Source organism: Streptomyces sp. NPDC101234, assembly GCF_044767525.1.
Classification (GTDB): domain Bacteria; phylum Actinomycetota; class Actinomycetes; order Streptomycetales; family Streptomycetaceae; genus Streptomyces; species Streptomyces sasae.
In genome coordinates, this window is sequence record NZ_JBIWOA010000004.1 from 450,480 (window position 1) to 463,872 (window position 13,393).

12 protein-coding genes are annotated in these 13,393 nt (G+C 70.5%); 10 read left to right on the forward strand and 2 right to left on the reverse strand.

Annotation, left to right across the window (positions count from 1 at the left end; all coding sequences use genetic code 11):
• Window positions 1-56: 56 nt before the first annotated feature.
• Window positions 57-974, reverse strand: a complete 918-nt coding sequence (gene dapA, locus ACIRR9_RS10610; protein ID WP_403749664.1) for a 4-hydroxy-tetrahydrodipicolinate synthase — start codon at window positions 972-974, stop codon at window positions 57-59.
• Between the two features lie 170 nt (window positions 975-1,144).
• Between dapA and ACIRR9_RS10615 the strand changes: the two genes are divergently transcribed.
• From ACIRR9_RS10615 to ACIRR9_RS10635, 5 genes are all read left to right on the forward strand, one after another.
• Complete coding sequence (locus ACIRR9_RS10615) at window positions 1,145-1,282, forward strand: hypothetical protein (RefSeq protein ID WP_403749666.1); 138 nt, start codon at window positions 1,145-1,147, stop codon at window positions 1,280-1,282.
• Window positions 1,279-1,968 carry a hypothetical protein gene (locus ACIRR9_RS10620; protein ID WP_403749669.1) on the forward strand — a complete coding sequence of 230 codons (690 nt, stop codon included), beginning with the start codon at window positions 1,279-1,281 and terminating at the stop codon, window positions 1,966-1,968. The genes ACIRR9_RS10615 and ACIRR9_RS10620 overlap by 4 nt, the downstream gene beginning before the upstream one ends.
• 73 nt (window positions 1,969-2,041) lie before the next feature.
• Window positions 2,042-2,545, forward strand: a complete 504-nt coding sequence (locus ACIRR9_RS10625) for a circumsporozoite protein (protein ID WP_403749672.1) — start codon at window positions 2,042-2,044, stop codon at window positions 2,543-2,545.
• Between the two features lie 164 nt (window positions 2,546-2,709).
• Complete coding sequence (locus tag ACIRR9_RS10630) at window positions 2,710-3,318, forward strand: helix-turn-helix domain-containing protein (protein ID WP_403255140.1); 609 nt, start codon at window positions 2,710-2,712, stop codon at window positions 3,316-3,318.
• 17 nt (window positions 3,319-3,335) lie between these two features.
• Window positions 3,336-4,073: an SRPBCC domain-containing protein gene (locus ACIRR9_RS10635; RefSeq protein WP_403749675.1), complete on the forward strand. Its 738-nt coding sequence runs from the start codon at window positions 3,336-3,338 to the stop codon at window positions 4,071-4,073.
• A 28-nt stretch (window positions 4,074-4,101) separates the two neighbouring features.
• Here ACIRR9_RS10635 and ACIRR9_RS10640 read toward each other — a convergent pair whose 3' ends face one another.
• On the reverse strand, window positions 4,102-5,928 hold the full coding sequence (locus ACIRR9_RS10640; protein WP_403749677.1) for an endonuclease/exonuclease/phosphatase family protein: 1,827 nt from the start codon (window positions 5,926-5,928) through the stop codon (window positions 4,102-4,104).
• Window positions 5,929-6,288: 360 nt separating this feature from the next.
• Between ACIRR9_RS10640 and ACIRR9_RS10645 the strand changes: the two genes are divergently transcribed.
• The 5 genes from ACIRR9_RS10645 (at window position 6,289) to ACIRR9_RS10665 (ending at window position 13,302) form a co-directional block, all read left to right on the forward strand.
• The gene (locus tag ACIRR9_RS10645) at window positions 6,289-7,719 is read left to right on the forward strand and encodes a hypothetical protein (RefSeq protein ID WP_403749679.1); all 1,431 of its coding nucleotides are present in this window, start codon (window positions 6,289-6,291) and stop codon (window positions 7,717-7,719) included.
• 211 nt (window positions 7,720-7,930) lie between these two features.
• Window positions 7,931-9,373 carry an alkaline phosphatase PhoX gene (locus ACIRR9_RS10650; protein ID WP_403749682.1) on the forward strand — a complete coding sequence of 481 codons (1,443 nt, stop codon included), beginning with the start codon at window positions 7,931-7,933 and terminating at the stop codon, window positions 9,371-9,373.
• A gap of 480 nt (window positions 9,374-9,853) precedes the next feature.
• The gene (locus tag ACIRR9_RS10655) at window positions 9,854-11,437 is read left to right on the forward strand and encodes a TROVE domain-containing protein (protein WP_403749685.1); all 1,584 of its coding nucleotides are present in this window, start codon (window positions 9,854-9,856) and stop codon (window positions 11,435-11,437) included.
• A gap of 296 nt (window positions 11,438-11,733) precedes the next feature.
• Complete coding sequence (locus tag ACIRR9_RS10660) at window positions 11,734-12,270, forward strand: endonuclease domain-containing protein (RefSeq protein WP_403749737.1); 537 nt, start codon at window positions 11,734-11,736, stop codon at window positions 12,268-12,270.
• Window positions 12,271-12,285: 15 nt separating this feature from the next.
• On the forward strand, window positions 12,286-13,302 hold the full coding sequence (locus ACIRR9_RS10665) for a 1-aminocyclopropane-1-carboxylate deaminase (protein WP_403749686.1): 1,017 nt from the start codon (window positions 12,286-12,288) through the stop codon (window positions 13,300-13,302).
• Window positions 13,303-13,393: the final 91 nt, after the last annotated feature.

A 13,393-nucleotide genomic window follows, 5' to 3' on the forward strand; every position in this document is an offset into this window, starting at 1 on the left:
AGCGCCCAACCTGCCGACCGCCGAGCGCCGAGCGCCGACCGCCGGCGGTGTCGCCGTCACCCGGCCATGAAGTGCTCGTATACCGCCCGCAGCCCGTCGACCGCCTCGCGGCCGGCGGGCCGTAGCGGTGCCCGCAGCGGTCCGGACGGCAGGCCCAGCACGGTGAGCAGTGCCTTCGACGTGACCGTGCCCGGCAGCCCCGCGGCCATCATCGCCTCGATCAACGGCGTGATCCGCAGCTGGAATTCGGCCGCGCCGGCGGTGTCACCCGCGTCGAACGCGTCGAGGATCGCGGCGACCCGCCCCGGTACGACGTTCGCCACCGTGCTCACACACCCCGCCGCGCCCACCGCGTACAGGGCGAGAACATGCTCGTCGCAGCCCGCGTAGTACGCCAGCTCCGTGCGTGCCAGCACCTTCTGTGCGCCGAGGAAGTCGTACGAACAGTCCTTCACGGCCACGATCCGGGGGTGCGCGGCGAGCCGGACCAGCGTCTCCGGCTCGATACGGGTGCCGGTGCGGCCCGGGATGTCGTACAGCATCACCGGCAGCCCGCTCGCCTCCGCCACCTCCAGGAAGTGCGCCTCCAGCGCGTCCTGCGGCGGCCTGCTGTAGTACGGCGACACCACGAGGACACCGTCCGCGCCCGCCTTCTCCGCAGCCAGCGCCAGTTCGACGGTGTGCCGGGTGTCCGCGGTGCCCACGCCCGCCACCAGCGACGCCCGCTCGCCCACCGCCTCCCGGACGGCACCGATCAGCTCCGCCTTCTCCGTGTCCGACGTGGTCGGTGACTCGCCGGTCGTGCCGTTCAGCACCAGGCCGTCACAGCCCTCCGCCACCAGGTGCGCGGCCAGCCGCCGGGCACCGTCGAGGTCGAGCGCCCCGGAGCCGGTGAAAGGCGTGACCATCGCGCAGAGGGTGCGGCCGAAGGGGCGGGGTCGGGGTGAGCGGGCGGTGTCGCGTGCGTTCGTCATGGGGGTAGTCTCGGCAGCGCGACGGCTTAGCTCCACTTAATTCTTCTACCTATCACGTCTTAGGGTTGCTAAGACGTTGCTTTCGGCGCGCCGAGGCCCTATGTCCAACTCGGCCACTCATGGGCCACTATGGGCCGGACGGTCACCGACGGCAGGTCATGGGAGGCGTCATGAAGCTCGGCAGGGCACTGGCCACCGGGGTCGCTGAGGAGCGGCCGCTCGTCCACGACGAGGAACCCGAACTCCCCGAACAGATCCACCAGCCCCAGACGGTGTCGGTGCCCGAAGAGGTTCCGGCCGTCCGATGAGGCTGCGGCTCCCGGCGGAACGCCCGACGGAGCCGCCGACCGGCTACAAGATCGCCCACCCGGTGCTGTCCCAGGACGGCGCCCGGGCCGGGTTCACCGGTGTGTCGCTGGGCGGTGCGCTGCCGTACGGGGTCCTGGACGACGCGTCCTGCGTCTACGGCCGCCGGCACCGCCCGCCCGCGCGGCTGTGCGACTGCGGATTCCACTGCGTGCACGAACGCCGGGCCGCCGAGGCTCTGTTGTGCACCGCCGAGCACCGGGCGGCCCTACTGCTCGAAGTCTCCGTCCTCGGTGCCTACATCCGCTTCGAACGCGGCTTCCGCTATGCCCGGCAGCGGGTCCGTACGGCCACCGTCGGACCCTGTGCCTGCGGTGCTCCGGCCGTCGCGCTCGCCGACGCGGGCTGGGGCAGGCCCGGTTGGCGCGCGTTGGCGGCCGCGTGTGCGGGATGCGTCCGTGCGCGTACGTCCGTCTCGCTCGCCGGGTTCGCCCGGCTGTCCGGGTCGGGGCTGCGGGTGATCGCCGGGGGCGAGGGCGAGGGTGAAGGCGGGGCTGCTGGTGGGCGGGTGCCGGGAGAGGAGCTCGGCGTGCCCGAACTCGTCGCCGAGGCCGCCCTGTTGCAGGCCCGTCTCGACTGGTTCCAGAGCCAGTTGGCGAAGCTCGGCGAACGGGGGGAGCCGGGCTGACCGCCGCCGACCTGGGTACTCGGAATGTACGCAAGCACAGCGGACGCCGACGAGACCAGGAGGGGCAGCACCGATGACGAAGAGGACCGCACACGGAACGGGGGCTCGACCGGCCGGTACCGCCGGCGCGTTCGCGGTGAAGGCCGACCTCAAGGGGCGCACCCGGGCCCGCGCCGCCGACCTCAAGGACAAGGCCGGCACGCTGACCGTGCACCTGCGCGCGGGCGCCGCCAGGACCGGACACCGGGTCCAGGACCAGGCGGTGAGGAGCGGCCACACGGCCCAGGAGCAGGTGCTGAAGGCGCGGCATGTGCTTCAGGAGCGGTCGCTGAGGGCCGGACAGGCGGTTCAGGAACGGTCGCTGAAGGCCGGGCACACCGTCCAGGAACGGGTCGGACGGGCGGGGCGCGCCGCAGAGGGGCGCGCCGCCGAGGGGAGCCTCCCGCAGCCCGCGCGCCTCGTCGTCCGGGCCGTCGTACGGCACCCTCGCCCGGTGCTGATCGCGGGCGCCGCCCTCGCCGCCGCAGGCATCGCGGCCGTGGGCAGGGGCGTGCTGCGCCGGAGCCGCCACCACTGAGATCCGCCGAGGTCTGCTGAGATCCGCCGAGGTCCGTCGAGATCCGCCGAGGTCCGTCGAGATCCGCCGAGGTCCGTCGAGGTCCGGCGAAAGGCATGCTCGGCCGTCTCACCGAAAATTCCAGCCTCCTGGACAAAAAAAGTTTTCGGTGAGACGGTGGAGCCATGCTGGACGTGACCGTGATCGAGGACCCCGAGGCGGCGGCCGTTTCACTGGACCCCATACGGGCCAGGCTGCTCGCCGAACTGGCCGCCGCGCCCGCGTCGGCCACCATGTTGGCCGGCAAGGTCGGGCTGCCCAGACAGAAGGTGAACTACCACCTGAAGGCGCTGGAGCGGCACGGCCTGGTCGAGCTGGCGGACGAGCGGCGCAAGGGCAATGTCACCGAGCGGCTGATGCGCGCGACCGCGGCGTCGTACGTCATCTCGCCGGCCGCCCTGCCCGCCGTACAGCCGGACCCGGACCGCTTCCGCGACCAGCTCTCCGCGCGCTGGCTGCTCGCGCTCGGCGCCCGGCTGGTGCGCGATGTCGGCACGCTGATCACCGGCGCCGCCAAGGCCCGCAAGCGCCTGGCGACCTACGCCCTGGACGGCGAGGTCCGTTTCGCCTCCGCAGCCGACCGCGCGGCCTTCGTGCAGGAGCTGACGGCGGGCGTGAGCGCGCTCATCCGCAAGTACGACGCACCGGACACGGAGGGCGGCCGGGAGCACCGGATCGTCGTCGCGGTGCACCCCACGGTCAAGGACCAGCCCGTACCCGAACCGGATCATTAGGCAGCAGGAGCTCCATCATGTCCAAGGAATTCGAGATCGTCCGCGAGTTCGAGGTCGACGCCACGCCCGCGGAGGTGTGGGAGGCGATCACGAACGGCACCGGTGGCTATCTGTGGCCGATGCAGCCGCCCGAGCCCAGGGTCGGCGGTTCGGCGGCCTTCGGCTCCACCGTCACCGCGTACGACCCGCCGCACCACCTGGTCACCCGCAGTGAGAACGTCGGCTTCCCGACCCAGAGCGTCAACCAGCTGGAACACGTCATCGAGGAGCGCGAGGGCGGCCGCCGCGCCTGGGTGCGCTATGTGCACAGCGGGATCTTCACCGACGACTGGGACAACCAGTACGACGGCGCGAGCCGGCACACCGACTTCTATCTGCACACCCTGCGCGAGTACCTCACCCACTTCGCGCCCCGCCCGGTCGCCTTCGCCCAGCTCAACGGGCCGGGGACGGCCCAGGCGCCGGACGCCTTCGACGCCGTGGGCCGGGCCCTCGGACTGCCGGACGACGCGGCCGAGGGCGCCAAGGCGAGCGTCCGGGGGCCCGGCGGACGGGCCCTGGACGTGGTGGTCGACTACCGCAACCCGTACTTCATCGGGCTGCGCACCGACGACGCCCTCGTCCGGTTCTTCGGACGCAACCACTGGGGCGCCCCGGTCGGCATCAGCATCCACGACTTCGCGCCGGGCGCCGACGCCGAGGCGAACGAGACCGCCTGGCAGGACTGGCTGAACGGCGTGTTCAGCCAGTCCTGAGCCACCTGCGGTCCCGCTGCTCTGCCGCTTACGGGCGGAAGCGCAGCACCTGCGGGTCGTGGTCGCTGATCTGGTCGTGGAACTCCGAGTTGATGTGCACGCTGTCGTACTCGAAGTCGCAGCCACGCCGGATCGCCGGGCTCACCAGGATCTGGTCCAGGACCTGCTCGTTGCCCTGGTAGTCGTAGGTGTAGCGCTCGCTCCTGGGCAGCGACTGGATCGCCGACCACAGCTCGCCGTCACCCTGGAGGATCTTGGTGGTGTCGGAGAAGTCGAAGTCGTTCATGTCGCCGAGCGCGATGACGTTCGCGTTCTTCTGGACGTCGAGGATGCTCTTGACGAACGCGTTGACCAGCGTCGCCTGCGCGTGACGCTGGGTCTCCGAGCTGCGCGTCGGGGGCTGGTACTGCGAGGTCAGCCCCTGGTCGCCACCCTTGGAGTTGAGATGGTTGGCGATCACGAAGACCGTCTTGCCGTGGAAGACGAACTCGCCGGCCAGCGGCTTGCGGCTGGACTTCCACGCGTCGTTCGCCGGGTCGATGCGGCCGGGGGAGGCCGTGAGTTCGGCCTTGCCGTGCACCTTGGTGACGCCCACCGCGGTGGTGGAGTCGCCGCCCGCGCGGTCCACGAAGGACACCCGCTCGGGGTTGAAGAGGAAGACCTGGCGGATGTTGCCGCCGGGCTCGCCGCCGTCCTGGTCGTTGACCGGGTTGATGGAACGCCAGTCGTACTTCGGGCCGCCGGCCGCGACGATCGCGTCGATCAGCTTGTTGACGGTCACACTGGCGTCGACCGTGCCGTCGTCCGTCGCACCGTTGTTGTCCTGGATCTCCTCCAGGGACACGATGTCGGGCGACTGCAGGTTGTTCACGATCGCGGCGGCGTGCTTGTCGAACGTGGCGTCGGACGGGTCGAGGTTCTCGACGTTGTAGGTGGCGACCGCCAGCTCGCCGCGCGACTGCTTCTTCGTCGTCTCGCGCTCCAGGCCGCCGCTCTTCAGGGTGCCCAGCTGGCTCGCGACGAGGGTGTAGCCGCCGTACTGGTTGTAGTCCATCGGGCCGGTCGTGGTGCCGGTCAGGGTGTCGCCGACGTTCGCCGGCGGGAAGTCGGCGGTCGAGCCGAGGGACTGGATCTGCAGGCGGCCGGTGTTCTGGTCGTCGTAGGAGGCGTACAGCGAGCCGCCGCGGCGGGTGCGGTTCTCGTGCGGCTTCACCGTGACCCACAGCTCGCTGTACGGGTCGGTGGCGGTGACCACACGGGTGTCGGCGACCTGGACGTTCATGCCCTCCAGGGACTCGTAGTAGTCCAGGGCGTACTTCGACGGCTCCAAGGCCAGGCCGTTGACCGAGCCGCTCGCGGCGGTGTCGCCGGCGGGGGAGTACTCGGCCGGCACCGACTTCGCGTCGATCACGACCGGCGCGGGGACCGCGTTCCCGGTGGAGACGGTGGTGACGGTCGGCTTGGTGATCTCGGTCAGCGACTGGTTGCCGGTGGAGGCACCGCCGGGGACGTACTCGGAGACCGTGCCGCTCACGGTGACGGAGTCGCCGACGGCGACCTTCGGGGTGGAGCTGGTGAAGACGAAGACGCCCTCGCTGGTGGCCGGGTTGTCGTCCGGCGTCGGATCCTGGAGCCAGAAACCTCTGGAGGAGCCGTAGGTGCGGGTGGCCGTGACGATGCCGGGGACGTCCGCCACCTTCTGGCCGGCGTACGGCGAGACGCGGGTGGTGCCCTGGATGTCGTGGATGCGCAGGCTGTCGGCCTGGGCGGGCGAGGTGAGGGCGACGGTGGAGGCCGCACTGCAGACGGCGGCGACGGTGAGCGCGGCGAGACGCGCGGAAGACCTGCTCGGCAAGGGAATCCCTCCGGGGACATGCAACGGTGCCGGGACGAGGATGGCGTGTATGAAGCGTATGTATGGCGCGTGCATGACATCCAGATGTCTTGCGGACGACGCGGATGTGACACGCGTAGAAAGAGAGTGAACAGTTGTCCCCCCAACTTCTACGCGCGTCAATCTCCTGCCTGCTCGGGGCAGTTGTCAAGGTTTCAGCCACGTACCGGACCCGGCGGGGAGATGAACCGGGCGGCATGGGTGGAAATCCGTCTAGGCTGAGCGGCTGAGTCGTACGGCGCCCAGGCGGTGGTCGTACGGTCGTCCGTACGGCGTCCATGTCGCCGTACGACCGCCCAGGCGTCCGAGGAGAACCAGCCGATGTCAGACAGCGCCCCCCTGCCCCCGGTGCGGCTGTGTTCCGAAGCGGAGCTGGCGCACGCCGCGCTGTCCACGCCCTTGCTGTCCCGGGCCGCGCGGCTGGCCCGCTGGGCCGGCCCCGACACCCGCGTCGACGCAGGTGGCGAACTGGTCGAGGAGCAGCTCCCGGCCGCCGCCGAGCTGCTCGACCTCACCGGGGACGACGCGGCCGCGTACGCCGGCGAGGCCTGGCGGGTCGCCCTGGACGCCGGGCTCGTCGAGATCGCCGACGAGGAGGCCGGGACGGTGGCCGCGGGGGAGGAGCTGACGCTGCTCACCGGGGGCTCCCCGCACGACGTCCTCGCGGTCTGGCAGGCCGCGCTGGAGACCGTGATCGCCGACGCGAGCGTGCCCGACCTGGACGGAATCGTCGACGCGCTGGACGAGGGCGGAGAGGTCGATTTCTCGTCACTCGGCTGGGACCCCGAGGCGGAGGCGGACTTCCTCGACGGCGTCCTCGGCAACCTGTACCTGCTGGCGGTGAGCGAGGGCGGCCCCGGCGAGGCTCCGGTGCCGCTGCCCGCGCTCGCCGCGTCGATGATCGTGCCCAGTGGCATGGGCGAGCCGACCAACGACGTTCTCGAACAGGTCTCGGACGCGATGATGCGGCTCGACGACCAGTTCCGGGCGCTGGAGCCGATCGGACTGGTCGAGTACCAGCCGGTCGACGAGGCGCTCATGGGTGACGCGGAGGAGGAGCCGGCGGCGGGGCCGGTCGGCGAGGCCGATGTCGCCCGGTACGGCATGGTGCGGCTCACCCCGCTCGGCGCGTACGGACTGCGGGCGCGACTGCTGGAGGCGGGCTTCGAGGCGCCGGCGGTGGGAGAGCTCGCCGACAAGGGTGCGGACGCGCTGCTCGACGGGACGTCCGGGTTCCCGCAGGGCGCCGCGCAGGCCGAGACCGAGCAGTGGCTGGCGCGTCGCGAACCGCTGCCCGCGGCGCGGGAGTTGCTCGCCGCGGCGCGCGGGGAGGATGCCGGTGCGCCGCTGCGCCGGCTCCGCTGTCAGCAGGCGCTGTCCCTGGTCGGCCCCGAGGCCGAACCGGCGCTCCGCGAGGTCCTCGACGACCCCGAACTGGGCGGTCTGGCAAGGGTGTGGCTGACCGAGGGCGGCGCCGTGGACGTGCCGGCGCCCTCCCAGGACATGATCTTCTGGCTGACCATCGACACGGTCGCCGCGCAGCTGGCCGCCGAAGGCAACTCCGAGGAACTCCAGGCCCTGGTGGAGGGGCTGGCCCGGCAGCACGCCGGGTTCTTCGCCGAGGCATGGCGGGTGGACCACCCGGACACGGCCGATGTCCTGGAGGCGATGGGCCGCCTGCACCCGGACAAGAAGGTGGCGAAGGAGGCCAGAAAGGCGGCCTTCAAGGCACGCTCGCAGCACGGGGGTTAGCGGCGATCAGGCCCCGTCGGGAGAGCGCCCCCTCCGTGGGGTGCTCTTGGGCGGGGCTTTTGGCTGCTGTGGGGTGGTGCATACGGATTCATGGAACTGGGGAATCCGAAGTCGCCCGGTGTTCAACCGGTGTTCAGAGGCGGCCGGGAACGTGTGCGCCGGATCGAGGTCCGCCACCCTCCACGGCACTCCCACCGTCACAGGAGACACCATGTCGCTCACCCGCAGGGACTTCGCCGGCAGAACCGCGATCACCGGAGCCGGTGTCGCGCTGGCGGGCAGCGTCGGCGCCCTTGCCACCGCCCCGAACGCCCTCGCCGCCACCGAGTCCGCCGAGGCCGGGCGGGCCGACGCGCACGGCGGTGTCGGCTACGGACCGCTGATCGCCGACCCCGACGGCATCCTCGCGCTCCCCGCCCACTTCACGTACGAGATCATCACCTACAGCGGGAAGACCCGGCTGGAGTCGGGCGAGTTCACCCCCTCCAACCACGACGGCACCGCCACCTTCGACGGCCCGCGCGGCGCCACCCTCCTCGTCAACAACCACGAACTGAAGGGCCCGCGCGCCAACTGGGCCCACCCCGTGCCGCTCACCGAGGGCCTTGTCTACGACCCCGCCGCCGCCGGCGGCTGCACGGTCGTCGAGGTCCGTCCCGGCGGCCATGTCGCGGAGTGGGTCGGCATCGCCGGCACCTCCACCAACTGCGCGGGCGGCCACACCCCTTGGGACACCTGGCTGACCTGCGAGGAGACCGAGGACAAGGCCGGGACCGGCGGCATGACCAAGGACCACGGCTATGTCTTCGAGGTCGACCCCGAGGACCGCCGGGCCAACCGCGACCCCAAGCCGGTCAAGGCGCTCGGCCGGTACGCCCACGAGGCCGTCGTCGTCGACCCCCGGCGCGGCCACCTCTACCTCACCGAGGACGCCTCCGGCCCCAACGGCCTGCTCTACCGCTGGACCCCGCCTGCGGGCTTCCACCACGGCCGCGGCCGGCTCCGCACCCTCGCGGACGACGCCGGCGTGCTCCAGGCCTTCAAGTGCTTCGACTCCGGCGGCCAGTTCGTCGACGACCTCTCCCGCGCCACGAAGACCGGCACGGTCTACGGGGTCGACTGGGTGGACGTCCCCGACCGCGACGCGAGGACCACCTCCGTCCGCAAGCAGTTCGGCACCGGCCAGGTCACCCGCGCCCGCAAGCTGGAGGGCATGTGGTGGGGCGACGGCGGCGCCTACATCGTCTCCTCCTACGCCCGCGAGGAGAGCCCGGTCCAGCACGACGGCGCCGTCTGGTTCTACGACCCGAAGCGCCGCACCCTCACCCTGAAGGTCCTCATCGGCGTCAACCCGGACCCGTCGGTGGAAGGCGACTTCGACGGCCCCGACAACATCACCGTCTCCCCGTACGGCGGTCTGGTCATCGCCGAGGACGGCGAGGGCCTCCAGCACCTGTTCGGCGCCACCGACACCGGCCGTACCTACCCCATCGCCCGCAACGAACTGAACATCGGCACCGAAGACGAGCCGGAGTACAGCGAGTTCACCGGCGTCACCTTCTCGCCCGACGGCCGGACCCTGTACGCCAACATCCAGACCCCGGGCATCATGCTCGCCATCACCGGCCCCTGGAAGCGCCAGAAGCGCTGCTGAGTGCGGGGCGGGGTGTCAACTCCGCCCGGAATTAATTCACTCGCCCGGCCCGCGGCCCGCCTCCTAAGGTTATGCACGTCCAGGTGCGAAGGCAGGACCTACTTCCACTCATAATGGGGCGGCCGCGGGTTCGAGTCCCGCCACCGGTACAACGCGCCGGTGTAGCTCAGGGGTTAGAGCACCTACGTCGGTTCCGCCGGCTTCGATCTCTGGACACCGAAAACTTCATGCACCTCCCGGTGCGTGTGTCACTGATCTCGGGAGGCGCAGTTCGTGGTGGGTGTCCGGTGCGAAGGCAACGGATACTTCGGGAGCTGGTGGGAAACCGTGCGGGTTCGAATCCCGTCATCGGCCAAGGGCCGATGTGGCGGAATGGAAGACGCGCCAGTTATGAGCGACCGTCGCCGACCCCTTTTCTCGGGCACCTTCCACTTTCTGCGCCTCCTCCCAGACTCCATCGAATTTCGGGGGGAATTCACCATGGCGCGATTCAACACCAAGGCGGCCCGGGCACAGCCCACTTCCCGTGTCACATCCACGGGACGCGTGCTCCGTACCTACCAGGGCGGCCGCGGCCGGGAGCGGGACGCGCGTTCCGAGCTCTTCCTGCTCGCGATCTCCAACTTCGTCTCGCAGCAGACCTTCTACGAGTCCGGTGCCGACCGCGACGACCGGTTCGCCAAGCTCGTGCGCGAGCTCGCCGTCACCGACCCGGACTGGACGGCCGGCCTGCTCGGCTGGCTGCGCGGCGAGGGCAACATGCGGACCGCGTCGCTCGTCGGCGCCGCTGAGTACGTGCACGCCCGCCTCGCGGTGGGCGCCACCGGCGGACCGTCGAACCGGCAGGTCGTCGCCTCCGTGCTGCAGCGGCCCGACGAGCCCGGCGAGCTGCTCGCCTACTGGACCGCCACCTACGGCCGCGCCGTCCCCAAGCCCGTCAAGCGCGGGATCGCGGACGCCGTACGGCGGCTCTACCACGGCAAGTCGCTGCTCAAGTACGACACCGCGTCCAAGGGCTACCGGTTCGGCGACATCCTCAACCTGGTGCACGCGGCGCCGGACCCGGACAAGCCGTGGCAGGGCGAGCTGTTCCGGTACGCGCTGGACCGGCGGCACAACCCGGACACCGCCGTACCGCCCGGGTCGAGCCCGGTGCTCGCCGCGCACCGCGAGCTGATGGGGCTGCCCGTCGAGCGGCGGCGCGCGGTCGTCACCGAGCCCGGCGGCGCCGAGCGGCTCGCCGCGGCGGGACTGACCTGGGAGGCGCTGGCCGGCTGGCTCCAGGGGCCGATGGACAAGGCGGCCTGGGAGGCCGTGATCCCCTCCATGGGGACCATGGCGCTCGTCCGCAACCTGCGGAACTTCGACGAGGCCGGGGTCTCGGACGAGGTCGCCGCCGAGGTCGCGGCCCGGATCAGCGACCCCGCGGAGGTGGCGCGGTCGCGGCAGTTCCCCTTCCGCTACCTCGCCGCGTACCGGCACGCACCGTCGCTGCGCTGGTCCTACCCGCTGGAGCGGGCGCTCGGCCACTCGCTGGCCAACGTGCCCGCGCTGCCGGGCCGGACCCTGGTGCTCGTCGACCGTTCCGGCTCGATGTTCTACTCGCAGCTGTCGGAGCGCTCGCAGCTCAACCGGGCCGACGCGGCGGCGGTCTTCGGCACCGCGCTCGCGATGCGGGCGGCGGACGCGGACCTCGTCGAGTTCGGTACGACGAACAAGCGGCTGGACTTCGACCGGGCCGAGTCGGTGCTGAAGATCCTCGGCCGCTTCGGCGACCTGGGCGGTACCGACACCACCTCGGCGATCCGCGCCCACTACCGGGGACAGGACCGGGTGCTGATCGTCACCGACGAGCAGTACACGTACAACCGGCACGGCGACCCGACCCAGCAGGTCCCGGCGCACATCCCGGTCTACACCTGGAACCTGGCCGGCTACCGGGCGGGCCACGGCCCGTCGGGAAAGGACAACCGGCACACCTTCGGCGGGCTCACGGACGCGGCTTTCCGGATGGTGTCTTTGCTTGAACAGGGGAACTCTGGCCATTGGCCATGGCTTGAATAGTATTTCAGGCCCCCTTATGTTCATTGGCCATGAACGAAATCTGCTCCATCGCCGGTTGTATTCGTCCTCGGAAAGCGCGAGGTTGGTGCAGCGCCCACTACCGGCGATGGAGCCTCTATGATGATCCGAACAAGAAGGTGAAAGCCTGGACGCCGAGGGGAGCGCGGTGCGGATTTGAAACCTGTGAACGCGACCGCAGTGGGGGAGCGAGGGGGTACTGCCGCAAGCACTACGCCTTGCTGATGCGCCGGGGGGAGCTGGCCACTGTCCAGGGACCCCATGGGGGCAACGCGGAGATGCGGTTGTGTAAGCGCGATGACTGCGGCAAACGGTTTAGAATTCACGCTTCTTCGAACAAGCGCTACTGCTCTCCCGACTGCAGGTGGGCATGCCCCAAGCTGCGGCAACTGCTCAAACCGACTTCGGCAAAGCACCGACTGTCGGATGTCGACGAGTCAGCCCGCACAGCGATCTGCTCCGTCTGCGGGCCTACACCAATCCGGCGCCACCAGAGTGCGGCCGGGCGTCCCGGTGAACAGAGCGGTTGGCGTTGTCGCACCGCGGAAAGGGCCCGGGAATGGGCTCGCCAGTACGGGCTGGATATGGCGACAGTGCTGGAGATCTTGGAACGACAGCAACGGGCCTGCGCGATCTGCGGGCGCTGTGTCGCAGAGCGGTTCTACATCGATCACTGCCACACAACGGGCGTGGTCCGTGGGATCCTCTGTTCAAACTGCAACACCGCGCTGGGCTTGCTCGGTGAGGATGCGGACCGCATGGAAGCCGCGATCGCCTACTTGAAGCGGGCGCACGCGGCTTCGTCGGAAGCGTAGTGACCGGGAGGATTCATGTCCCTTTCCTCGTACGACCGTTACCCCCTCCTCTTCGGCCCCTCGCCGGTGCACCCGCTGGAGCGCCTCACCGCCCACCTCGGCGGCGCCGCGCTGTGGGCCAAGCGGGAGGACTGCAACTCGGGCATCGCGTACGGCGGGAACAAGACGCGCAAGCTGGAGTACCTGGTCGCCGACGCCCTCGCCAAGGGCTGCGACACCCTCGTCTCCATCGGCGGGGTGCAGTCCAACCACACCCGCCAGGTCGCCGCTGTCGCCGCCCGCGCCGGGCTCAAGTGCGTGCTGGTGCAGGAGAGTTGGGTGGAGTGGCCGGACTCCGTGTACGACAAGGTCGGCAACATCCTCATCAGCAGGCTGGCCGGGGCCGATGTGCGCCTCGTCCGGGCCGGGTTCGGGATCGGCTTCAAGGAGAGCTGGGAACTGGCGCTGCGTGAGGTGGAGGAGTCGGGCGGCAAGCCGTACGCCATCCCGGCCGGCGCCTCCGACCACCCCTTCGGCGGCCTCGGCTTCGCCAACTGGGCATACGAAGTCGCCGAGCAGGAACAGCAGTTGGGCGTCTTCTTCGACACGGTGATCGTCTGTTCGGTGACCGGCTCGACCCAGGCCGGCATGGTCGCCGGGTTCACGGCGCTGGAAGAGGCGGGCGGCCGCGAGCGCCGGGTCATCGGCATCGACGCCTCGGCCAAGCCCGCCGAGACCCGCGAGCGGGTGGCCAGGATCGCGCACCGCACGGGGCAGTTGATAGGACTCAAGCGTGAACTGACCGTTGATAACGTCGAGTTGGACGAGCGCTACCACGCCGGTACCTACGGCGTCCCGGACGACACCACCCTGGCGGCGATGCGCCTCGCGGCCCGCACCGAGGGCATGGTGACGGACCCGGTCTACGAGGGGAAGTCGATGGCGGGGATGATCGACCTGGTGGAGAAGGGGGAGATCGGCGCCGAGTCCACCGTGCTCTACGCCCACCTGGGCGGCCAGCCGGCACTGAATGCGTACAGCGCGCTCTTCTAGTAGGACTCCGTTAGGTCTGTCTCGCGGCACTGTTCGGGGGCATGCTGGAGGCGTGGACGCACATGAAGTGAACCGTGCTCGGGCGAAGTTG